The sequence below is a fragment of the Streptomyces sp. NPDC051677 genome (genome assembly GCF_044453465.1).
Classification (GTDB): Bacteria; Actinomycetota; Actinomycetes; order Streptomycetales; family Streptomycetaceae; genus Streptomyces.
Map to the genome: position 1 here is coordinate 75485 of NZ_JBITCT010000022.1, position 21484 is coordinate 96968.

Genomic DNA, 21484 nt, shown 5'->3' on the forward strand with positions numbered 1-21484 from the left:
GGCTCGGCGGCTCGGCGGCTCGGCGGCTCGGCGGCTCGGCGGCTCGGCGGCTCGGCGGCTCGGCGGCTCGGCGGCTCGGCGGCTCGGCGGCTCGGGGGCTCGGGGGTGGGAGCGTATGCCCGCGTGCGCCTTAGCCGTCGTTGGCGCCCTTCGGGATGCCGTACGCCCGCTCGACGTGCAGGCGGAGCACCAGGCGGCGGTCGCGGACCATGGCGGCGCGGTAGTCCTCCCAGTCGGGATGCTCGCCCACGACGTCGCGGTAGAGGCGGATCAGTTCCTCGACGGTGTCGTCGTAGGGGTCCTCGGCGACCGGCGTGAGGTCGGCGGCGCCCTCGGCGACCGTGTAGGCGCGATGGCCGGGGGCGCTCACGTGGTACGAGGCCCGGGGATCGCGGCGCAGGTTGCGGGTCTTGGCGCGGTCGTCCGTGACGGAGATCCGGATGACGCCCTCGTCCGGGTAGTAGTGGTGCGAGACGTTCGACAACTGGGGGCGGCCGTCTCGCTTGAGGGTGACCAGTACCCCGCTGCGGCCCTCGGAGAGCAGGGCGAGCAGTGCGTTCTGCGTCGTGTCCTGAGTCATGTCCGAACAACCCGCGCCCCTCGGCCCGCATTCCCCCGCCGTCGCGAGTAGACACTGTCTACCCCCCATGGTAGACAGTGTCTATGAACAGACCGGAGCCGCCCGAACAGCACTCGCCCGACCAGGACCTGCGCACCCGCCTAGTCGACGTCGGCGTGGACCTGGTGTCCCGGGAGGGCGTCGGGGCGCTGACGCTGCGGGAGATCGCCCGTCGGGCGGGCGTCTCGCACGGGGCTCCGCGCCGCTACTTCCCCACCCATCTGGAGCTGCTGTCGGCCATCGCCCACCGCGGTTTCACCGACCTCGGCGTACGCGTGACGGCTGGCCGCGCTCGCGGCGACGCGAGTGCGGACCCCCGCGGACAGGTGGCCGAACTTGCCGGCGTCTACCTGGAGTTCGCCCTGGAGAACCCCGGGATGTACGAGCTGATGTTCCGTCACGATCTGTTGGAGAGCGGTCACTTGCGTCTGCGGGACACCAGCCTGCCGTTGTTCGGCGTGCTGGTGGACCTGATCGGTCGGGCACGCCCCGACTCCGACGCCCGAGCCGTCGCGGGCGCACTGTGGGCGAACCTGCACGGCATCGCCCAGCTCTGGCGCTGGGGAAGCCTCCAACTCGCCACGGGCGTAGCTGACTTCGCCCCCCTCCTGCGCACGACCCTGGACGCGCATCTTGGTCCGCGGGCCGCGCGGTGAACCGTCCCCTGGCGCTCGCGAGCAGTGTGGCCGGCGCCATGGTGGTCGCCCTGGACGGCACGGTGCTCACCGTCGCCCAGCCCGCCCTGCGCCGCGACCTGCACGCCTCCTTCTCCCAGGTGCAGTGGACCAGCACCGGCTATCTCGTCGCGGTGGCAGGCCTGTTGGTGTTCGCCGGTCGGCTGGGCGACCGCTACGGCCACCGGCGCACCTTCGCCCTCGGCATGCTCGGCTTCGGCGCCGCCTCGGCGGGCATCGTGCTGGCGCCGGGCGTCGGTTGGGTGATCGGACTGCGGGTCGTACAGGGCGTGTTCGGGGCCCTGCTGCAACCGGCCACGCTGGGGATGCTGCGGGCCGCGTACCCTCCCGACCGGCTGCGGACGCCGATCGCCGTGCGTACCGCGTGCATCGGAGTGGCCGCGGCGGCCGGACCGGTGGTGGGCGGGGCGCTGGCCACGGAGTTCGGCTGGCGGTCCGTGTTCCTGCTCACCATCGCACCCACGCTGCTGTTCGGCGCACTCGCCCTCACCTCCCCGGACCAGAACCGGAACCGGGACCCGGACCTCCCGCGCCCCCCTGCCCCTGTCCCGCTCGACATCCCCGGCGCCCTGCTGCTGGCCGTGGCCCTGGCCTGTCTGGTGCACGCCCTCGTCGGGCTGCCCGGTCTCACCTGGTCGGCCCCGGTCGCCCTCGTCGTCGGCGTCGCCTTCGTGCGGCACGAACGCCGCGCCGCCTCGCCTCTGCTGCCGCCGATGGGGGCACCTCCCGCTCGAGCGCAGCCGAGAGTGGGGGAGGGCGGCTGCCCGGCGGTGAGCGGGGCGCTCGGCGTGCTCGTCGTCGCGTCCGCGGCCCTGAACGGCGGGCTGTTCGTCTGCGTCTACGTCCTGCAGGACGACCTGGGGCTGACCCCGCTGCGCAGCGCGTTGCTCAGCCTGCCGCTGGCGGTGTTCCTGGTGGCCGCCGCGCCCGCCTCCGCCGTCCTGCTGCGCCGGGCCGGCGCCCGCGCCACGGTCGCGGGGGCGACGGCCCTCCTCGCGGTCGGCCTCCTCGTGCTCGCCCGGGCCCCCGGACAGGTCGCCTTCTGCGTCGGGTTCGCGCTGGTGGGCGCCGGGTTCGGCGCCGTGATGGTCGCGGCGACCCATGTCGTCGTACGGCAGGCCCCCGCGGAGTCGGCCGGGGTCGCGGGCGGGTTGCAGCAGACGGCGATGAACGTGGGACCGGTGCTGGGCGTGGCGTCGGCGACCGTGCTCATGGACCTCGGCGCGGCGCATACGCCCCTCCTCGCGCTGTCGTGTGCGGCTGCGGCGGCGCTGCCGCTCTGCCGGGCGCTGCCGAGCCGCGCGCCCCGGCGCACGTTCCCCTTCCGGCGGTCCACCGACTGGTGGAAGCGACGCAACGCACACAGGTCAGGGCGTTGAAAGGGGTCCGCACACGCGTTCCCTGCGCGACCATGAGGTCTGAGGTCGTCGGGGCGGGGTAGGGCCTGTCCGGCGGATCGAGTCGCAGGAACGTGGCGTTGCCTGATCAGCGCACGTGCGCGGGCCATGCCCCGCGTCTGCGGCATGATCCGCCGGACAGGCCCTGGGCCGGGACCGCACCTTGAGAGAGCGCACCCGAGGAGAACGATGGCACTGCTGCGACAAGAGGTCGACCCGAGCGAGGTCGGGCTGGACGCGAAGGCTCTGGACCGCCTCGACCAGCACATCGCCCACTATGTCGACGAAGGGCGCCTGCCGGGGTTCCTCGTGGCCGTCTCCCGTGGCGGCCGGGTCGCCCACCTCACCGCGCACGGCCGTCGCGACATCGCCGCCGGGCTGCCGGTCGAGGCCGACACCCTCTACCGGATCTACTCGATGACCAAGCCGGTCACCTCGGTGGCCGCGCTGATACTGATGGAGGAGGGCCGGCTACGGCTCGACGACCCGGTCGCCGAGCACCTCCCGGCCTTCGCCGACCAGCAGGTGTACGCGGGCGGCTCCGGCGCCGGCCTCACCACCCGCCCGGTCGAGCAGCCCGTGCTCGTGAAGCACCTCATGACCCACACCGCGGGCCTGACCTTCGCCTTCTACCACTGTCATCCCGTCGACGCGCTCTACCGCGAGGCCGGCCTGGAGTCGGCGGTGCTGCCGGGCTCGGACCTGGCCGGGACGGTGGAGGCGTACGCGCGGCTGCCGTTGCAGTTCGAGCCGGGCACGCAGTGGAACTACTCGGTGGCCACCAACGTCCTGGGGCGGATCATCGAGCTCGTCTCCGGCCGGCCGCTGGACGAGTTCGTCGCCGAGCGGATCTTCCGCCCGCTCGGCATGCCGGACGCCGGTTTCCAGGTCACGGACGAGCAGGCGAGCCGGCTGGCGGAGCTGTACGGCGACACCGACGACGGCCGTATCGAGCCGATCCCGGGCCTGCCGCTGTTCGGCCGGCCGCGGTTCCTGTCCGGCAGCGGCGGCATGGTGGCGACCGCGTACGACATCCACCGCTTCACCGAGCTGCTGCGCCGCCGCGGCGAACTGGACGGCGTCCGGCTCCTCGCCCCGGAGACGGTCGACCTGATGACCCGCAACCACCTCCCCGGCGGCGCCGACCTGCGCGCCTTCGGCAGCCGCCCCGCCCACGACGAGCCCGGCAACGACGGCGTCGGCTTCGGCCTCGGTGTCTCCGTGGTCGTCGACCCGGACCGCACCCAGGCCCCCGCCGGCCTGGGCGCCTACGGCTGGAGCGGCGTCGCCACGACGACGTTCTGGGTCGACCCGGCGCACGACGTGACCGTCCAGTTCCTGACCCAGCTGAGGCCGCGGCGATCCCTGAAGCTGTACCCCGACCTCAAGCGACTGGTCCACGAGGCGATCACGAGCTGAGACGGCGCCCCACGCGGACCTGTGCGGGCCGCCTCAGCCGTCGGCCCGCAGCGTGAACTCCAGGCCCTCGTCGGCGAGTTCCCGCAGCCACTCCTCGGACCTCGCCGCCGTCTCGGCCGCGCGGCTCAGGCCCGGCGGCAACGAGCCGTCCAGGATGTGCCGGACGCCGAGGGCGAGGGGCCGGGAGACACAGCGGGCCATGGCGCTCTCCCGGGCGTCGCCCTCCAGGTCCAGGAGGTAACTCCCGGACCAGGCCGTGCCGTTACGGCCGACGTCGGCGACGTTGTCGGCGTCCGCCTCCAGGGACACCGCGAGGACCACCCGGTCGCGGTCGGTGTCGGTGGTGGGGTACGCGGCCGCCAACTCCCGGGCCAGGGCGGCGATCCGAGCGTCGTCGCCTGCCTTCAGCTCCTCGAACACCGTGTCCCAGGCGCGCAGCCAGCCGTCCAGACGCAGCGTGCCGCGCACGAACGTCCGCGGCTTCCAGGCCTGCGGCAGTTCGTACTGCTCGATGAAGGGGACGCTGTCGCGGTTGGGGTAGACCTCGAACGTCTCCTCGCCGGCCCCGCCGACGACGATGTGTTCGCGGGTCGCCTCCCAGGGCCGGTCGACCACGGTCTCGGTGCCGTCGTCGACGTAACGCGCTGGCGAGCGCAGGGCGTTGAGGACGCCGAGAGGCGCCCAGCTGAAGCGGTACCGGAACTCGTTGGGGACGGCGGGGATGCCGCCGCAGTACGAGGTGAGGCGGTAGGAGGCCGCCGTGTCGTCGCCGATCGCCTCCCGGGCGCGGGCGACGAGGCTGTGCGCGAAGAGGTGGTCGATGCCGGGGTCGAGTCCGGCCTCGGTGAGGACGACGATCCCGGCCGCGTCGGCGGCGGGCACCTGCTCCAGGACCGCGTCCGAGACATAGCTGGAGCAGGCGAAGTGGGCCCGCCGGGCCACGCACGCCGACAGCAGCGCCGCATGCTCCGGGGCGGGGAGCATCGACACGACGACGTCCCCGGGGGCCAGTTCGGCCGTGAGCGCGTCGAGGGTGTAGGCGCGCGGCTCGGCGCGTCCGGTCAGGCCGAGCCGGTCGAGGGCCTCGGCGGCCCGCTCCGTCGTGCGGTGCCACAGGCGTACCCGGTCGGTGTGCTCGCACAGCGCGGCCAGGCCACTGCCGGTGGACAGGCCGGCGCCGACCCAGTGGACGGCGCCGGTCGCGGGAACGAGATCAGACACGGCCGAACTCCCCTTCTGTCACACCCAACTTGCCCTGCGTCATACCGAATCCCCCTCTGTCACGCCGAGTTCACGGCTTGCCTCGCGGAAGCGGGCCAGGCAGCGGCCCCACGGTCCGCCGACGCCGAAGTCCAGCAGGTGGGGCGTCAGGGCCGCGGAGAAGTCGGCGCTGGACTCGCGCGGCAGCAGGGACGGCAGGTTGTCGATGGCGATCAGGTCGAGCGGGGGTTCCTTGCGCAGGCGGCGCACGGGGTCCGTCCACTCGGTGGTGCGGTCGTACACCGGCAGGACGTTGAGGGGCGAGCCCACGTCGCAGGTGACGTCGGAGAGGGTGCGCAGCCGGCGGGCCGGGTCGTCGAGGTCCTCCTCGCGGACGAACGGCGGCACCGGGGTCGTGGCGAGGACACAGTTGACCAGCACGTCATGGGCCAGCAGTGCGGTGCGGTCCAGGTCCCGGGTCTCGGCGAGGTCCCAGCAGACGGGGTCGGCGCCGGCCGTGGTGAACGCGAGCCGTGCACCCCGGCCGCTGCGACCCAGGGCGCCGACGACGAGGGCGGCGAACTCCTCGTCGCCGGGGGCCGCACGCAGCGTCTCGTCCAACTCGTCCTTGCCGGTGGGACGCAGAGGTGCGAGGAGCCTGCCCCGGTGGTGGAGGACGGCCAGCGCCGCGCCCAGGTAGCCCGCCCAGAAACCGAAGGCGGCGAGGCGACGCCCCTGGTCGTCGACCAGGTACTCCAGGTCGAGAAGCGCCCCTCCCCCGGCGGCGAACCGGCGCAACAGGTCGGCCGCGCCCGGCTGTTGCTTGTAGGCGTGCCCGAAGTAGATATGGCGGTGTGTCAACTGGCCTGGTTCGTCGGGGAGTTCCTTCAGACCGAGGACGACGGCGTCGTGCGGCGCCGACGCCCAGGAGCCCGCGGGGGCGATCCGGGCGCCGACGGCCTCGTACTCCTGGATCGGGTGGACGCGCTGCGGGGAGTCCTCGACGGTCAGGTGCACGCCGGCCTCGACGAGGCGGCGGGCGTCGTCGGGGACGACCGGGGTGCGCCGTTCGGTGGTGCGGGCCTCGTGTCGCAGCCACAGGTGCAGTTCGGTCATACGCGGTTGGCCTCCGGACGCGGGGCGTCGGCCGCGAAACGGTCGGCGCTCAGGGGGGTGACGTCCACGAAGGGTACGCGGCCGAGGTACAGGTCGCGGACGACCTCGCCGACCGCCGGACCCTGGAGGAAACCGTGACCGGAGAAGCCGGTCGCATACAGAAAACGGGATACCGAAGACGCCTCGCCGATCAAGGCGTTGTGGTCGGGGGTGACCTCGTACAGGCCCGCCCAGCCGCCCGTGCGGCGCAGGTCGAGCAGGGCGGGAGCACGGTGCTCCATGGCGGCCGTGAGGCGGGGGATCCACCGGTCGTGGGTGTCGGTGGCGAAGCCGGGGCGTTCGTCCGGGTCGGACATGCCGACCAGCAGGCCGGGGCCCTCCCGGTGGAAGTAGAGGCTGCTGGTGAAGTCGATGGTCATGGGGAGGTCCGGCGGAAGGACGGGGACCGGTTCGGTGACCGCGATCTGGCGGCGCAGCGGCTGCACCGGCAGGTCCACGCCGGCCATCGCGCCGACGGCCCTGGACCAGGCGCCGGCCGCGCAGATCACCGTGTTCGTGGCGATGCGGCCGAGGGTCGTCTGCACGGCGGTGATGGCGGCGCCCTGCCGTTCGATGCCGGTGACGGCGGTGTGCCGCAGGATGCGCGCACCGCAACTGCGGGCGGCGGCCGCGTACCCGTGGACGACGGCTTCCGGGGTGCAGTGACCGTCGTCCGGCGAGAACGCGGCCGCGCGTAACCCCTCGGTCCTGATCAGCGGGGAGAGGCGCTGCGCCTCGGCCGGGTCGATCATCCGGCTGGGCACCCCGAGCGCGTTCTGCAGCCGCACCCCCGCCTCGAAGGAGGCGACCTCCTCGGGCGTGGACAGCAGGAAGAGGTAGCCGACGCGGTGCAGCCCGATGTCGTACCCGATCTCCTCGCCGAACCGCCCGAACGCCTCCAGGCTGCGCGCCCCGAGCTGGATGTTCAGTTCGTCGGAGAACTGGGCGCGCACCCCGCCCGCGGCCTTGGAGGTCGAGCCGGCGGCGAGTTCGTCCCGCTCCAGCAGCAGGACGTCACGGACGCCGGCGGCGGCGAGATGGTAGGCGATGCTGGCGCCCATCACCCCGCCGCCGATGACGACGACCGAGGCATCTGTGTTCACGCGAGCGGCTCCTTTCGGCGGCGGCCCCGGCCCGGTTGCCGGAGCCGAGGCTGTCGTACGCCGTGACCGCCGTGATCCCTACCCGTCGGGGCGGCGGTGCGAAGCGCGCTCAGGACCAGTGCGCCACCGCGTCCAGGTGGGGCAGCCGGTGGTCCATGCGCTCCCGCTTGGTGCGCAGGTAGGTGATGTTGTTCTCGCACGGCTCGATCAGCAGCGGCACCTCCTCGGCGACCTTGATGCCGTTGTCCACCAGCGCCTCGCGCTTGCGCGGGTTGTTCGACATCAGGCGGACGGAGCGCACCCCGAGGTCGCGCAGGATGTCGGCGGCCACCTTGTAGTCGCGGGCGTCCACCGGGAAGCCGAGCGCCACGTTCGCCTCGACCGTGTCCAGTCCCTCGGCCTGCAGCGCCATCGCCCGCAGCTTGCCCAGCAGTCCGATCCCGCGCCCCTCGTGCCCGCGCAGGTACACGACTATGCCGCGGCCCTCGTCGACGACCGCGCGCAGCGCGGACTCCAGCTGGTCGCCGCACTCGCAGTGCTGGGAGCCGAACGCGTCGCCGGTCAGGCACTCCGAGTGCAGCCGGGTCAGCACGTCCTCGGCGCCGATCTCCCCGTAGACCAGCGCGACTTGTTCGTCACCGCGGTCGTGGTCCAGGTAACCGACCGCCTGGAATTTGCCGTACACGGTGGGCAAGGGCGCATTCACCACGCGTTCCACACCGGTGCGCTGGGGGGTCTTCGTGCCGAGTACGCCAATGTTGTCTGTCATGATCTGGTTCCTAAGCAGAGACGAAGGGCCGGGAAAAGATGAGTGGTTCGGAAATACGGTCGGCGGCATCGGCGACGTACGGACAGGTGCCGACGGACACTACCGAAGACGTACGGACCCGGGGCTCCGGAGTCCCCACGCAGGTGGCGGTCCTTCCCGTCGGAAGCTTCGAACAGCACGGTGCGTACCTGCCGTTGGCGACGGACACGCTGGTCGCCTGCGCCATCGCCCGGGAGATCGCCGAGGCGTTCCCGGTGCACCTCCTTCCGCCGGTGACCATCGCCTGCTCGCACGAGCACGCGGCCTGGCCGGGGACCGTCAGCATCTCCTCCGTGACCCTTCACGCGGTGGTACGGGACATCGCGGCGTCACTGCGCCGCTCGGGCGTCGAGGCCCTGGTGCTGGTCAACGGACACGGCGGGAACTACGTCCTGGGCAATGTCGTCCAGGAGTCCTCCGCGGCAGGTGAACGGATGGCGCTCTTCCCGGCCCCGGAGGACTGGGAGACGGCGCTGGAGCGGGCCGGGGTGTCGACCTCGTTGCTCACCGACATGCACGCCGGGGAGATCGAGACCTCGATCCTGCTGCACGCCCACCCCGAAGTCGTCCGGCCCGGTTACGAGTCGGCCGATTTCGTCGCGGACGACCGTCGCCATCTACTCACCCTGGGAATGTCCGCCTATACCGATTCGGGCGTCATCGGCCGTCCTTCCCTGGGGTCGGCGGAAAAGGGGAAGGAACTCCTGGCGAGCCTGGCGGATTCCTTCGGCGCGTATTTCTCGTTGCTGACTTCGGCTGATTCGGGAACCGAAAAGGAGGACACCGAAGCGGACGGCGCCGCGGCGGGCGATTCCGTGCGGTCGTCGTAGCGCCGCTCGTCACCCTCGGGTCCGGTCACGTCGTCGGCCCCGGTCCCGGTTGTGCTGCGCAGCCCGGCGTACCAGCGGACGACCAGCACGACCGCGCCGGGCAGCGCGGCCACGAAGCTGAGCACGCCGTAGACGACGGCGACCGCGAGACCGGTGTTCGCGCCGAGTCCGGCGGCGCCGAACGCCCAGGCCGTGACGCCCTCGCGGGGGCCCCAGCCGCCGACGTTCAGCGGCAGGCCCATGGCCAGCAGGGCGAGGACGGCGATCGGCAGCAGCGCGAGGACGGAGGCCCCGGAGCCGGCGACCCGGGCCGCCACGACGAACATGCCGAGATGCCCGGTCAGCACGACCGCCGACGACAGGGCGACGCCCGGTGCGTTGCGCCGCGAGAGCAGTCCCTCGCGCGCCTCGGCCAGCGCCGCCCGCAGCCGCCCGCCGCGGCGCGGCTTCGAGGAGTTCATCCGGACGGCGAGGACGACGGCGAGCGCGCCCACCGCGGCGAACAGGACCGGCGCGGCGATCTGCCGGGCGTCCTCCATGACCGGCGACGGCAGAGTCAGCAGGACCGTTACGCCTGCCACGACCAGCACGAGCTGTCCCGCGGTGCGCTCCAAAACCACGGCGCGCACACCTCGTCCGACGTCGCCGGCGCTCTGCCCGTGCCGCACCGCCCGGTGCACGTCGCCGAGGACGCCGCCGGGCAGGGCCGCGTTGAGGAACAGGGCCCGGTAGTAGTCGGCGACGGCCGGACCGAGCGGCAGCCGGATCCGCAGCGCGCGGGCCACCAGCGCCCACCGCCAGGCGCTGAACACGGTGGTGACGACGCCGATCCCGAGCGCCACGAGCAGCGTCGGCGCGTCGATCCGCCGCAGCCCGTCGAGGAAGACGCCGGTGCCCAGCCGCCACAGCAGGACGGTGAGGATGACGACCCCGGCGACGGTCCCGAAGTGCGTGCGGACGGCGCGGTTGCCGAACAGGGCACGCAGCCGGAAGGGCTTCCTCTCGTGCGGCGCGGTCACGATGACGCCGATGCGGGCCTCGGACACGGCGGCGTCGGTGCGGGCCACCGACGGGCTGCGCGGGGGCCGTCGGATGAGCGGCCTGGTCCCCTCGCTCCACACCACCGGCGCCGCGGTCTGCACCCGTGGGCCCACCGTCTCCGCGCTCATCACGCCCCGCCCGTCGGCCGGGCCAGTGCCAGCAGGTCGCTGTGGTGGACGATGACGTGCAGGTCGCCCGCCGCACAGGCCGCCAGCCGGGCGGCGAGGTAGGGCTCGGCGCGCTCGGCCAGTTCGGGGCGCTCCTCCACGGCCGCGCCGACCCAGCCGCGCAGCCACTGCGCGGTCAGGCCGACGTTCTCGGGGCCGAGCCGCCAGGGGCTCGGGTGCACCTTGACGGTCGCGCCGTGGGCGGCGAACGCCTCGCAGGCGACGGTCACCGCGTCGGGGCCGAGCAGGCCGCCGCGCCGCTGGTGGTCGTTGAAGGCTGCGGCGATGTCCGCGTCCAGCGGGTCCGGCGTGCTGAACTCGACGCGCCCGGCGACCGAGAGCGTCAGCAGCGCCGGGCAGCCCGCGCCCGCACAGGCCGCCGCGAGGGTCTCGATCTCCTCGCGGGTGAGGACGTCGAGCAGGGCGGAGGCGGTGACCAGCGAGGCGCCGAGCAGCGCGTCCGGGGTGAGCCGGGCGACGTCGCCGCGCCGCGTCTCGACGGTGACCCGGCTGCCGTCGGCGGCCGCGCGCGGGGAGGCGACGGCGGCGAAGTGCAGGAGGTAGGGGTCGCGGTCGTGCAGGACCCAGTGCTGGGCGCCGTCGAGTCGGGGGGCGAGCCAGCGGCCCATCGAGCCGGTGCCGCAGCCCAGGTCGTGGATGGCGAGCCCGCTGCGACCGGGCAGGTTGGCGAGCCGGATCCGCAGCGGGTCCAGCAGGTCCAGCGCCCGCGCGGCGGCGTCGGCGGGCTCGCGCAGCTCCAGCCACTCGGGGGCGTACCGCGGCTGCTCGTCCGGCCCGGTGTCCCGCAGCCGCACGGTGGGCCGCTCACCGGGCCGGCCCACGGGTCCGGCGCCGGCGATGACGCTCTGCGCACCGGGGTTGGCCACGGAGTCCGCACCGGAGTCTGCGCCGAAAACGGCCTCCACCACGGAAACCGCCTCCTTCCGGCCCGGCTGTGCCGGGATGCCGTCCACGCGTCGTGCCACGTCGGCCGGGGTCGCCGTCGTCTTCCTCATGCCGCCCTCCGGGGTTCGCTGGGAAGCCGGCCGAGCACTCCGGCCAGGCTCTGGGCGGTGGTCGCCCAGCCGTTCAGGGCCGCGCGGCGGCCTCGCGCGGCGGCCTTGAGACGGCGCCGTACGTCGGCCTCGCCGAACCAGCCGCGCAGTTCGGCCGCGAGGGCGGCCGGGTCCTCCGGCGGGACGAGGATGCCGGGGACGCCGCCGTCGGGGGCGCGGCCGACCGCCTCGGGCAGACCGCCGACGTCCGTCGCGAGGACGGGGATGCCCCGGGCGAGCGCCTCGGTGACGGCCATGCCGTAGGTCTCCGCGTAGGAGGTGAGGACCATCAGGTCGGCGGAGGCGTAGGCGGCGTCGAGGTCGGCGCCGGCCTTCGGGCCCGCGAGCTCCAGCCGGTCCTGAAGGCCGTACTTCGCGATGAGGCCGCGCAGGTGGGCGACGTACTCCGGGTCCTGTCCGAGGCCGCCCACGCACACGCAGCTCCACGGCAGGTCTCTCGCCGCGGCCAGCGCCTCCACCAGCCGGTGCTGGCCCTTGCGGGGGGTCACTACGGCCACGCACAGCAGCCGTGAGACGCCGTCGGTGCCGGAGGCGAGGGGGGCGATGTCGGCGCCGGGGGCGGCGACGTGCACCCGCTCGGGCGCGAGGCCGTGGTGGGAGACGAGACGGCGCACGGCCCACTCGCTGGTGGCGACGACGGCGGGCACGGCCCGCAGCACGGCCCGCTCCTTGGCGTCGAGTTCGGCCGCCACCTCGGGCGCGATGCCGCGCTCGTCACCGAGCGGAAGGTGGACGAGGACGACGAGCCGCAGCCGCTCCGCCTCGGGGGCGATGATCTCCGGGACCCCGCAGGCGACCAGCCCGTCGATGAGGACGACCGTGCCGTCGGGGAACTCTCGCAGCGTGTGCGCCAGTTCCGCGCGGGCGGCCGCCTCCGGGCGGGGCCAGGAACCGTTCACCAGGTGCTTGTGGACCTGCCAGCCGAAGCCGGGCAGATCCAGGCAGAGGCGCCGGTCGTAGGCGTTGCCGCCGCTCGGGTTCGCCGGGTCGTCGACCCCGCCCGGCATCACGAAGTGCACGGAGCGCAGGGACATGGGGATGATCCCGCCGATCTTGGGAAGCTGCGCCTGCGAGGGCACGTACGCGAGCGGGGCCTTCTGCACGATCTGCACGGGCTGCGCGGTCTGCATCGGCTGTGCGGTCTGCATCGGCTGCGCGGGCTGTGCGGTCGGCACGGCCTTCTCAAGGGTCACATCGGTCACAGCGCACGCTCGTAACTCGCCCAGGCGACGTGCGACTCGTGCAGCGTGACCGCGATGGCGGCGATGCCCCGGGCGCCCTCACCGAGCGCGCCCTTGTTGATCCGCTCCGCGAGCCGGTCGGCGACGACCTTGGCGAGGAACTCCGTCGAGGTGTTGATCCCCGCGAAGTCGGGCTCGTTGTCGAGGTTGCGGTAGTTCAGCTCGCTGACCACGGCACCGAGTTCCTGCGTGGCGAGTCCGATGTCGACGACGATGTTGTCGTCGTCCAGCTGCTCGCGGCGGAAGGTGGCGTCCACGAGGAACGTCGCTCCGTGCAGGCGCTGCGCGGGTCCGAAGACCTCGCCGCGGAAGCTGTGGGCGATCATGATGTGATCGCGGACGGTGACACTGAACAACGGACGACCCTCCAGGTGCGGCGCGTCTGGTCCCCCGGCCGTTGGCCGCCGGGGGATGCCGTGTAGTACGGCTCTTCGCTTCCCCCCGTTCAGCCCGATCTCACTCTTTTCTCAGGTCAGGCGCTCCTGCCCGTACCCGATGCGGTGACACAGCGCCGGAATCTCACCCGACGCGAGCTTCGGCATCACCTGCGGCAGCTCCTCGAAAGCGCTGTCCCCCGTGACGAGCGCGTCGAGCGCCGGGTCGGCCAGCAACTCCAGGGCCAGGGCGAGCCGGTCGGCGTAGGTACGGCTGGAGCGGCGGGCCGGGGAGACGGTGCCGACCTGGCTGCTGCGGATCACCAGGCGGCGGGAGTGGAATTCCTCGCCGAGCGGCAGGGAGACCCTCCGGTCGCCGTACCAGCTCAGTTCGAGGACGGTGCCCTCGGCCGACAGCAGTTCCAGGGAGCGGGCGAGGCCCTGTTCGGTGGCGCTGGCGTGCACGACGAGGTCGAGGCCGTCGCGGGCGTCGGCGGGGGCGGCGAAGTCGATGCCCAGGGCCTCGGCGATCTTCGCCCGTGCCGGGTCGGCGTCCACCAACTGGACGCGGACGCCGGGGAAGCGGGCGAGGAGGGCTGCCACCGAGCAGCCGACCATGCCGCCGCCGACCACCGCGATCCGGTCGCCGACCAGCGGCGCCGCGTCCCACAGCGCGTTGACGGCCGTCTCGACGGTGCCGGCGAGCACGGCCCGCTCGGCGGGCACGGAGTCCGGCACGACCGTCACCGCCGTCGCCGGGACGACGTACCGCGTCTGGTGCGGGTAGAGGCAGAAGACCGTACGCCCGACCAGCTCCGCCGGACCTTCCTCCACCAGCCCGACGTTGAGGTAGCCGTACTTAACCGGCGCCGGGAACTCGCCCTCCTGGAACGGCGCCCGCATGACCGCGTGCTGGCTCTCGGGCACCCCGCCCCGGAAGACGAGGGTCTCCGTGCCACGACTGACGCCGGACCACAGCGAACGCACCAGAACCTCGCCCTCGGCCGGGGCCGGAAGGACGACTTCGCGGATCGCTCCCTCACCCGAAGAGGTGACCCAGAACGCACGTGCGCTGATCGACATCCACATCCTCCTGAACGATCGGGAACCTGTTCACGTACCGAGGTGTGCACAGTCCGCGCACAGTACGCGGCACTGATCATCTCTGTCATCTGGCCGGAGGAATGTGCGGTGGCCCTGAACAACACTTACGACGCAAGGCTGGTCCAGCAGGAGACCGCTGTGGGAGCGGGCGTTCAGATCCTGTTGCTGGCTCTGCTCGGCACGGCGATCGGCATGGGGCCGGCGGGCTGGGTCACCGGTCTCGTCTTCGCCATCGCCACCTGGGCGGTGCTCTCCCGGGCGCTGCACCGTTCCAGTCTGCGCACGTTCGGCCCGGCCAACCGGGTCACGCTCGGCCGGGCGACGCTGGTCGGCGGGGTGACCGCGCTGGTCGCGGACTCCTTCGAGAGCGCGCCGCCGGTGACGCTCCTGGTCGGTCTGACGGCGGTGGCCCTGATCCTCGACGGCGTCGACGGCAAGGTCGCCCGGCGCACCGGCACCTCGACGGCGCTCGGCGCGCGCTTCGACATGGAGGTCGACGCGTTCCTGATCCTGGTGCTCAGCGTGTACGTCTCGATGGCGCTGGGCCCGTGGGTCCTCCTCATCGGCGGCATGCGCTACGTCTTCGTCGCCGCGGCCCGCCTCGCCCCCTGGCTCAACGCCCCGCTCCCGCCGAGCACCGCCCGCAAGACGGTCGCCGCCCTGCAGGGCGTCCTGCTGCTGCTGGCGGGCTCGAACCTGCTGCCGTACGCGGCCAACTTCGCGGTCGTGCTGCTGGCGCTGGGCTCGCTGGTGTGGTCGTTCGGCCGGGACGTGCTGTGGCTGTGGCGCACCTCGCGCATCACGGCCGAGGTTTCGGCGCCGAAGATGCTGGAGCTCGTGTAGCGGTATCCCGCCCCGGCAGAGGTGAGGCCCGGACCGTGTAAACGGTCCGGGCCTCACCTCTGCGCCGGTGCTACGACCGCATCAGTGCTACGACCGCGTCGACCGCGTCCGTACGACGGCGAAGGCGGCCGCCGCGAGGCCCAGCACGCCGACGACCAGCCCGGCGACGCCCAGGCCGCGGGCGGTGGAGTCGCTGCTGCCGGCGGAGGCCACTGTCGTGCTCTTGGGGGAGGCTGTGGATGCCTCGGAGGTGGGGGAGGTGGAGGTGTCGTCCGCCGCCGCTGTCAGCTTCAGCACCGGCGCCGGGTTCTCCGGCTCGTCCGCGCCCGGCGCGGTCTCCTCGATCCAGCGGACGGTCTTGCCGTCGGAGTAGGTCTGCAGGGTTTTGAAGGCCAACTGGTCGGCGTCGTCGGGAAGCCGACCGAAGGCGACGTCGAAGTCCTCGTACTGGCCGGCGCCGATCTTCCCTCCCGTCCAGGTGATCTCGGAGACGGCGTCGGTGATGGTGCCGTCGTCGGTCTTGACCGGGGTCTTGAGCTTGGTGGTGGTCACCTTCGCGGTCCAGCCGTCCTTCGGGTGGACCAGCACGCCGAGCACGGGGTGGTCGGTGGGCAGGAAGACCTGGACCTTGGTGGTGCTCGCGGTGTCCTCCTCGTTGGGGACCCGGAAGCTGAGGAGGCCGTCGGCTGCGCCCTTGGCGTAGCTCTCGGGGTGGACGGTGACGTGCGCGGAGGCGACGCCGGCGGCGGTGAGGACCGCGGCGGCGGCGAGCACGGCGCCGAGGCCGGCGCGGCGCAGGGCGAGGCGTGTCGTGGACATGAGTGGGTGATCTCCGTACAGGAAGTCAGGAAAGGTAGGGGGCGGGCCCGGACGGGTGGAGGTCCGGCCCTGGGTCAGCTCGCGTACGGGATCGGGGTGGGCGGTCCGCGGCGGCTCACGGCGTGCCGCAGCAGCAGTTGCCGGGGCGGGACCGCAGCCGGGGCGGCGGCGGGGAGGAGGGGCGGCACGGGCAACGGGACGGGGACGTCCCGCCACCAGGCCGCGAGGCCCGGCAGGAACGCGACCGCCCGGCGCAGCAGCTTCCACAGGGCGGCCTCCCCGCGCCGCAGCCACCACGAGGCGGCGAGCGCGGCGAGGACATGGGCGGCCGTGGCGTGCGGCGCCATCGCCGTGGCGGTGTGGGCGTGCATATGCAGGCCGTGCCCGGACGTCATGGCCATCGCGGGCATGGTGTGCGCCGTCGTACGGGAGCGGGCGGCGTCGAAGGCGACGTGCAAGCCCGCCTGCGTGGCGAGCATGGCCGCGCCGATCCCGGGCAGCGAGCGCTCCCGGGCGCCGAGCAGCCACCCGGCGGCGAACACGGCCAGGAATCCGGCGCCGTCCGCCCACGGCGGCGGCGTGTCACCCGTGGCGAGTCCGTGCCCGGCGGCGGCCAGCAGCACGCACATCGCGGCGAAGACCGCAGCGCGCAGACTCCGGACCGCCGGGGACGCACTCATAGCGACGGATCCTCCCACGCCCGACAGATACGTCGACGCCCCCTCCCACGTTCACCCGACGCAGACCGCACGAGGACACCAACCGGTACGACGCCCCTGCCCAACCGCCAGGACACGCCCGACGACACCCCGGCCCCCATCCCGACCCCGCCCCCCTCAACCCACCGCCGACCCCGCACTCACCCCCTCCGCGCCGCACGCGGAAGCAAAGCGACGGCGGCGGCCGGTACTGCGGCAGGGACAAACCGCCAGGACACGCCCAACGACCTCCCCGGCCCCCAACCCGACCCCGCACTCACCCCCTCCGCGCCGCACGCGGAAGCAAGGCGACGGCGGCGGCCGGTACTACGGCCAGGAGGAGCCAGGGCACTGTCGGCGGGAGGCCGGTGTCGAGGAGGGTGCCGGTGGCTGCGCTGCCGAGGAGCACGATCAGCCCCGAGGCCGAGGACAGTGCCCCGGTGTACAGGCCGAGCCTGCCCTCCTCGGCGAGGTCGGGCACCCAGGCGCGGGCGGCGGGCGCGACGAGCATCTGGCCGAGGGTGAGCAGCACGACGAAACCGGCCGCGGGCAGCAGCCCGGCCGTCCCGGTCCGCCCGGCGGGCAACGCGGCGGCGACGACGGCGAACCCGGCGGCGATCAGCGCGAGTCCGGCCGCCATCGACCGGCGCAGGCTCAGCCGCTCCCCCACCCACCGGGTGACCGGCAGCTGCGCGGTCACCACCAGCAGCGACGACAGCGCGAACAGCCAGGCCAGCGGCGCCTGCGAACCGGCCGCGCGCTCCACCTCGGCGGGCAGCGCGAGATAGAGCTGGTTGTAGGCGAGGAGGTAGGCGCCGTAGGCACAGCACAGGGCGAGGAAGCGGCGGTTGCGCAACAGCGGGCCGACGCCGCCGCGGACCTCGACGCGGGTGCGGCCGGGGATGTGCTGCGGCAGCAGCCGGGCGTGACCGGCGAGGACGAGGACGAAGACCCCGGCGCCGGCCAGGCACACCGCACGGAAGTCGACCTCCAGGAGCAGCGCGCCGAGCAGCGGTCCGAGGAATGCCCCGGCCTGCCCGGCGACCGTGAACAGCGCCAGCACCCGGGTCCGCGACCCGCCGCCCGACTCCTCGTGCACGACGGCCTGCCGGGCCACCTCGGACTCGACGGCGGGCGAGAACAGCGCGGCCGCGAACCCGATCAGCAGCACCGCCCCGATGACCGTCCAGGGCTGCTCGGCAGACCCGAGCCAACCGAACCCGGCGATGCGCAGCACGCAGCCGGCGAGGACGACGGGCCGCACGCCGTACCGATCGGCCAGTGCCCCGCCGACCACGAACAGGCCCTGTTGGCTGAAGGTCCGCAGCCCGAGCACGAACCCGACCATCCAGCCGGCCATGCCGACCGCGCCGCCCAAGTGCTCGGCAAGGAAGGGCAGGACGGCGAAGAAGCCGAGATTGAAAGCGAGTTGAGTGAGGATCAGAAGCCGTAGGAGCGGCGTCAGTCGAGCCGCGTCGCTCGTCCTGCCGTGCAGCGACGGCAGAGGTGTGGGCGCAGGTCTCGTCATCGGGTGCCCGTCAACTCTCCTTCGGGGGCTGGGTGTTCGTGGGTGCCGAGATCTGCGGATCCTGCCGGTTCTGCTGTTGCTCCCGGTCCTACCTTGTCTGCTTTGTCTGCCTCGCCTGCCATACGACGACGTCGTGGCCGTCGGAGTGCTCCGGCCGCGGTGACGGCGAGGGCGCCGAGAAGGGCGAGGACGGCGGCGGGGGCGAGGACGGCCCAGGGGGCGCGTTCGGCGTAGGGCTGGTTCTCGGCGAGAAGCAGGCCCCACTCGGGGGACGGCGGCTGAGCTCCGAGGCCGAGGAAGCCAAGCGAGGCGAGGGCGAGGGCAATGCCGGGCAGGCGCAGAAGGGCGTGGCGGGCGACGGGCGGCAGGACGGCGGGCAGGAGTTCGCTCCGCAGCAGATACCAGGGGCCGGCGCCGAGGGCCCGGGTCGCGGTCAGGTGGACGGTGGCCCGCTCCTGCCGCAGCAGCGCGGAGGTGTGCGCGGCGAGCGGCGCCCAGGCCACGACCGCCACGGCGAGGACGGGCGTCGTGGGCCCGCTGCCCCAGACCGCGCTGACGAGCAGCGCGGCGAGAACGGGCGGTACGGCGTTGACGGTGTCCACGAGTGGCCCGGACAGCCGGGGCAGCAGCCCGAGCAGGACCCCGGCGGTCAGTGCGATCGCGCCGATGGCGAGGGCGAGGAGCAGGGAGTCGAGGGCGCCGTGCGCGACCCGGGCGAGGACGTCGCGGCCGAGCGCGTCGGTGCCGAACGGATGGGCGGTGGAGGGGGGTTGGAGGCGGGCGCGGGTGTCGAGGGCGAGCGGGTCGCGGGGAAGGCCGAGGGCGATGACGACGAGCAACAGAAGACTGTAGGCAAGGGGCCGGAGGCTGCGGGTCGTCGGCGATGACGTGTGGAGTGCGGGCAGGGCGCCGTCGCGCAGGGCGGGCCCGATGAGCAGCCGGGCGGCGAGGCGGCCGCCGCCGGTGGTGACGGCCGCGAGCGCGACAAGGACGAGCGTGCCGGTCTGGAGGACGGGCAGGTCCTGGGCGATCGCCGCCTGGAGGGTGGTCCGGCCGAGCCCTGGGATGTCGAAGATCTGCTCCACGGCGACGGACCCACCGGTCAGTCCCACGACGAACAGCCCGAGGTTGGGCAGCAGCCCGGGCACGCAGCGGCGCAGCGCCTTGCGGGCTATGACCCGGCCGCGCAGTCCGCGCGCGGCGGCGGCCACCGCCCACGGCTCGGCGAAGGCGGCGGGCAACTGGTCGTCGAGGAGGCGCCCGAGCACCGCCCCGGCGGGCAGGCCGAGAGCGAGCGCGGGCAGCACGGTCCACTGCGGGCCGTACCAGCCGAGGGCGGGCAGCCACCCCCACTGCACGCCGACCACCGTGGCGAGGACCGAGGCGGTGAGGAACTCCGGCAGTGCGGCGAGCACGGCGGAGCCGGAACCGCCGACGGGTCGGCCGTCGAGGCTGCGCCGCGCGCCGAGGCACAGGGTGCGGGCGCACACGCCGGCGGCGGTGACGACGGCGACCGCCAGTGCCACCGCCATCAACAGCAGGGACACGCCCAGGGCTTGGAGGACGCCGGGCATGACCTCCGTCCCGGAGATCCACGATCGTCCGGCGTCCCCGCGCGGCAATCCCGAGAGCCATTGCCCGAGCAGGTGCAAGGGACCCTCGTCCAGGCCGAGTTGGGTGCGGATGGCGTCGAGCACCTCGGGGGTGGGGTCACGGTCGGCGGACCGTGTCTTCAGCACGGTGAGCGCCGGGTCGGTGTGCGAGAGCCAGGGCAGCAGCCCGATCCCGCACACCAGCAGCGCGGCCAGTCCGGCACGCCACAGCAGCGTGCCCACCCTGCTCCTCATGCCGTCAGCGCCGGGTGCCGGTGCCGACGAGGGTCCGCTCGTACGGGTCGAGCAGAACACCGCTGACCTTGGCGCTCACGCCGGTGATGACCCGCTGGTGGACGAGCGGGACGACGGCGTCGGCACCGAGGATCGCGGCCTCGGCGGCCATCGCGGCGTCCCGCCGCCTGTCGGTGTCGGCGACCGCCTGCGCCGTGCCGACGGCCCGGTCGACGGCCTTGTCGCACAGCAGGGCGAGGTTGTAGCCGCCGTCGCAGGTGAAGTCACCGGCGAGCACGGAGACGGGGTCGCCGGTGTCGAGGAGGCTGTTGCGGGCGCCGACGAAGGCGTCGAACTTCCCGGCGAGCGCGTCGCTCTCCAACCGCGAGTACTCGCGCACCTCCAACTTCACCGCGAAGCCGGCCCTTTCCAGTTGCTGCTTCAACACCTGTGCGGCTTCGGGAAGTTCGGGCCGGTTGTCGTAGGTGGCGAGGGTGAGGGAGGCGCCGCCGGGGGTACCGGCGTTCGTCCGCCCGGTGGGCGGGACGCGCTTGCCCGCGGCCCAGGTGACGGCGGGGCCGTAGATCCCGGCGCCGGCGTCGGCGTGCCCCTCGTAGACGCCCTCGGCGAGGGCGGCGGTGTCGACGGCCGTGCGGGCGGCGGCGCGCAGGGCCGGGTCCTTGAAGACGCCCGACTCGGTGTTGAGGAGCAGGCTGGTGGTGCGGGTGGTGGCCGTTTCACGGCGGGTGTCCGCGTCGAGGGTCGCGGCCTGGGCGACGGGTATCGCCTCGGCGAGGTCGACCTGACCGGTGCGCAGGGCGTTGGCGCGGGCGACGCCGTCGGCGATGAAGCGCACGTCGATGCCGGAGGCCTGGGCCCGACCGCCCCAGTAGTCGTCGAAGCGGTCGAGGTCGGCGCCGGTGGTGCCGGCCACCTCGCTGACCTCGAAGGGACCGGTGGCGGTGCCGACCGGGTCGACGGCGCCCTGCTTGCCGCCGTACGCCTTCGGGGCGAGGACGGCGAGGCTGGGGCTGGACAGCCGCAGCGGCAGGACCGGGTCGGGGGCGGTGGTGGTGACCCGCACACCGGTGCCGCCCTCCGCCTTCGCGGTGAGGGTGACGCCGGAGAGCGCGGCGGGGGCCGGCTCGGCCTGGGTGGCGTGCGCGAGTGAGGCGGCGACTGCGACGGGGGTGACGTCCGTGCCGTCCTGGAAGACGGCCTCGCGCAGGGTGAACAGCCAGGTCCGGTCGTTCTCGCGACGCCAGGACGCGGCGAGTGCGGGGGCGGCGGCGCCGTTGGCGTCGAGGGCGGTCAGCCCTTCGGTGACGCCGAGACGACTGAGGATCGTCGCGTCGGCGCCGTACGGGGAGAGGTTCTGGGCGGGCGGGAAGGCGAGGGCGACCCGCAGCCGGGAGCCGTCGTCACCGCCGGACGCCTCACCGTCGCCGCCGGAGGAAGAGGCGAAGCAGCCGACGAGAAGCGGAGCGAGGAGGAGGCAGACGAGGAGTCGCGGGCGAGGCGGGCGACGGAGGAAGCGCACG

19 protein-coding genes and 1 pseudogene are annotated in these 21484 nt (G+C 73.6%); 5 read left to right on the forward strand and 15 right to left on the reverse strand.

What is annotated here, in order from left to right:
* Window positions 1-130: 130 nt before the first annotated feature.
* Window positions 131-580, reverse strand: coding sequence for a PPOX class F420-dependent oxidoreductase (locus ACIBAF_RS25325; RefSeq protein ID WP_399465875.1), 450 nt, complete (start codon window positions 578-580; stop codon window positions 131-133).
* Window positions 581-663: 83 nt separating this feature from the next.
* Between ACIBAF_RS25325 and ACIBAF_RS25330 the strand changes: the two genes are divergently transcribed.
* From ACIBAF_RS25330 to ACIBAF_RS25340, 3 genes are all read left to right on the forward strand, one after another.
* Entirely contained in the window at window positions 664-1275 is a 612-nt protein-coding gene (locus ACIBAF_RS25330) for a TetR/AcrR family transcriptional regulator (protein WP_399465876.1), read from the forward strand.
* A complete protein-coding gene (locus ACIBAF_RS25335) occupies window positions 1272-2693 on the forward strand; it encodes an MFS transporter (protein WP_399465878.1) in 1422 nt (473 codons plus the stop codon). Before ACIBAF_RS25330 ends, ACIBAF_RS25335 begins: the two co-directional genes overlap by 4 nt.
* 207 nt (window positions 2694-2900) lie before the next feature.
* Complete coding sequence (locus tag ACIBAF_RS25340; protein WP_399465880.1) at window positions 2901-4130, forward strand: serine hydrolase domain-containing protein; 1230 nt, start codon at window positions 2901-2903, stop codon at window positions 4128-4130.
* Window positions 4131-4163: 33 nt separating this feature from the next.
* Here the strand turns inward: ACIBAF_RS25340 and ACIBAF_RS25345 are convergent, their stop codons facing one another.
* From ACIBAF_RS25345 to ribA, 4 genes are all read right to left on the reverse strand, one after another.
* On the reverse strand, window positions 4164-5351 hold the full coding sequence (locus ACIBAF_RS25345; RefSeq protein WP_399465883.1) for a saccharopine dehydrogenase family protein: 1188 nt from the start codon (window positions 5349-5351) through the stop codon (window positions 4164-4166).
* 39 nt (window positions 5352-5390) lie between these two features.
* Complete coding sequence (locus ACIBAF_RS25350; protein WP_399465884.1) at window positions 5391-6446, reverse strand: saccharopine dehydrogenase; 1056 nt, start codon at window positions 6444-6446, stop codon at window positions 5391-5393.
* Window positions 6443-7588, reverse strand: coding sequence for an NAD(P)/FAD-dependent oxidoreductase (locus ACIBAF_RS25355; RefSeq protein ID WP_399465886.1), 1146 nt, complete (start codon window positions 7586-7588; stop codon window positions 6443-6445). The genes ACIBAF_RS25350 and ACIBAF_RS25355 overlap by 4 nt, the downstream gene beginning before the upstream one ends.
* 109 nt (window positions 7589-7697) lie before the next feature.
* On the reverse strand, window positions 7698-8357 hold the full coding sequence (gene ribA, locus ACIBAF_RS25360; protein WP_079658375.1) for a GTP cyclohydrolase II: 660 nt from the start codon (window positions 8355-8357) through the stop codon (window positions 7698-7700).
* A gap of 38 nt (window positions 8358-8395) precedes the next feature.
* Between ribA and ACIBAF_RS25365 the strand changes: the two genes are divergently transcribed.
* Complete coding sequence (locus ACIBAF_RS25365) at window positions 8396-9226, forward strand: creatininase family protein (protein ID WP_399465888.1); 831 nt, start codon at window positions 8396-8398, stop codon at window positions 9224-9226.
* A gap of 155 nt (window positions 9227-9381) precedes the next feature.
* Here ACIBAF_RS25365 and ACIBAF_RS25370 read toward each other — a convergent pair.
* The 5 genes and pseudogenes from ACIBAF_RS25370 to ACIBAF_RS25390 all read right to left on the reverse strand — a co-directional run.
* Window positions 9382-10395: pseudogene (locus tag ACIBAF_RS25370) on the reverse strand (YbhN family protein); the annotation flags it as partial.
* A complete protein-coding gene (locus ACIBAF_RS25375; protein ID WP_399465890.1) occupies window positions 10395-11450 on the reverse strand; it encodes a trans-aconitate methyltransferase in 1056 nt (351 codons plus the stop codon). The gene ACIBAF_RS25375 and the pseudogene ACIBAF_RS25370, both read right to left, overlap by 1 nt.
* Window positions 11447-12658: a glycosyltransferase family 4 protein gene (locus ACIBAF_RS25380; protein ID WP_399466010.1), complete on the reverse strand. Its 1212-nt coding sequence runs from the start codon at window positions 12656-12658 to the stop codon at window positions 11447-11449. The genes ACIBAF_RS25375 and ACIBAF_RS25380 overlap by 4 nt, the downstream gene beginning before the upstream one ends.
* Window positions 12659-12708: 50 nt before the next feature.
* A complete protein-coding gene (locus ACIBAF_RS25385) occupies window positions 12709-13107 on the reverse strand; it encodes a 6-pyruvoyl trahydropterin synthase family protein (RefSeq protein ID WP_399465892.1) in 399 nt (132 codons plus the stop codon).
* A gap of 111 nt (window positions 13108-13218) precedes the next feature.
* Window positions 13219-14208: a zinc-binding alcohol dehydrogenase gene (locus ACIBAF_RS25390; protein WP_399465894.1), complete on the reverse strand. Its 990-nt coding sequence runs from the start codon at window positions 14206-14208 to the stop codon at window positions 13219-13221.
* Between the two features lie 108 nt (window positions 14209-14316).
* Between ACIBAF_RS25390 and ACIBAF_RS25395 the strand changes: the two genes are divergently transcribed.
* Window positions 14317-15072 (forward strand): CDP-alcohol phosphatidyltransferase family protein, encoded by a 756-nt coding sequence (locus ACIBAF_RS25395; protein ID WP_399465896.1) that lies wholly within the window; start codon window positions 14317-14319, stop codon window positions 15070-15072.
* A gap of 87 nt (window positions 15073-15159) precedes the next feature.
* Here the strand turns inward: ACIBAF_RS25395 and ACIBAF_RS25400 are convergent, their stop codons facing one another.
* The 5 genes from ACIBAF_RS25400 to ACIBAF_RS25420 all read right to left on the reverse strand — a co-directional run bounded on the left by ACIBAF_RS25400 (window position 15160) and on the right by ACIBAF_RS25420 (window position 21483).
* Window positions 15160-15891, reverse strand: a complete 732-nt coding sequence (locus ACIBAF_RS25400; RefSeq protein ID WP_399465897.1) for a YcnI family protein — start codon at window positions 15889-15891, stop codon at window positions 15160-15162.
* 74 nt (window positions 15892-15965) lie between these two features.
* The gene (locus tag ACIBAF_RS25405) at window positions 15966-16571 is read right to left on the reverse strand and encodes a hypothetical protein (RefSeq protein WP_399465898.1); all 606 of its coding nucleotides are present in this window, start codon (window positions 16569-16571) and stop codon (window positions 15966-15968) included.
* A 295-nt stretch (window positions 16572-16866) separates the two neighbouring features.
* Window positions 16867-18117, reverse strand: a complete 1251-nt coding sequence (locus ACIBAF_RS25410; RefSeq protein WP_399465900.1) for an MDR family MFS transporter — start codon at window positions 18115-18117, stop codon at window positions 16867-16869.
* Entirely contained in the window at window positions 18114-19964 is a 1851-nt protein-coding gene (locus tag ACIBAF_RS25415; RefSeq protein ID WP_399465902.1) for an ABC transporter permease subunit, read from the reverse strand. Before ACIBAF_RS25415 ends, ACIBAF_RS25410 begins: the two co-directional genes overlap by 4 nt.
* Window positions 19965-19968: 4 nt before the next feature.
* Window positions 19969-21483: an ABC transporter substrate-binding protein gene (locus ACIBAF_RS25420; protein ID WP_399465904.1), complete on the reverse strand. Its 1515-nt coding sequence runs from the start codon at window positions 21481-21483 to the stop codon at window positions 19969-19971.
* Window position 21484: the final 1 nt, after the last annotated feature.

Excerpts from the sequence above, each read along its gene's own strand:
- ACIBAF_RS25325 (WP_399465875.1), bottom strand. The coding sequence starts at position 580 with ATGACTCAGGACACGACGCAGAACGCACTGCTCGCCCTGCTCTCCGAG.
- ACIBAF_RS25330 (WP_399465876.1), top strand. The coding sequence starts at position 664 with ATGAACAGACCGGAGCCGCCCGAACAGCACTCGCCCGACCAGGACCTG.
- ACIBAF_RS25340 (WP_399465880.1), top strand. The coding sequence starts at position 2,901 with ATGGCACTGCTGCGACAAGAGGTCGACCCGAGCGAGGTCGGGCTGGAC.
- ACIBAF_RS25350 (WP_399465884.1), bottom strand. The coding sequence starts at position 6,446 with ATGACCGAACTGCACCTGTGGCTGCGACACGAGGCCCGCACCACCGAA.
- ribA (WP_079658375.1), bottom strand. The coding sequence starts at position 8,357 with ATGACAGACAACATTGGCGTACTCGGCACGAAGACCCCCCAGCGCACC.
- ACIBAF_RS25365 (WP_399465888.1), top strand. The coding sequence starts at position 8,396 with ATGAGTGGTTCGGAAATACGGTCGGCGGCATCGGCGACGTACGGACAG.
- ACIBAF_RS25375 (WP_399465890.1), bottom strand. The coding sequence starts at position 11,450 with ATGAGGAAGACGACGGCGACCCCGGCCGACGTGGCACGACGCGTGGAC.
- ACIBAF_RS25380 (WP_399466010.1), bottom strand. The coding sequence starts at position 12,658 with ATGCAGACCGCACAGCCGATGCAGACCGCGCAGCCCGTGCAGATCGTG.
- ACIBAF_RS25390 (WP_399465894.1), bottom strand. The coding sequence starts at position 14,208 with ATGTCGATCAGCGCACGTGCGTTCTGGGTCACCTCTTCGGGTGAGGGA.
- ACIBAF_RS25400 (WP_399465897.1), bottom strand. The coding sequence starts at position 15,891 with ATGTCCACGACACGCCTCGCCCTGCGCCGCGCCGGCCTCGGCGCCGTG.
- ACIBAF_RS25405 (WP_399465898.1), bottom strand. The coding sequence starts at position 16,571 with ATGAGTGCGTCCCCGGCGGTCCGGAGTCTGCGCGCTGCGGTCTTCGCC.
- ACIBAF_RS25410 (WP_399465900.1), bottom strand. The coding sequence starts at position 18,117 with ATGACGAGACCTGCGCCCACACCTCTGCCGTCGCTGCACGGCAGGACG.
- ACIBAF_RS25415 (WP_399465902.1), bottom strand. The coding sequence starts at position 19,964 with ATGAGGAGCAGGGTGGGCACGCTGCTGTGGCGTGCCGGACTGGCCGCG.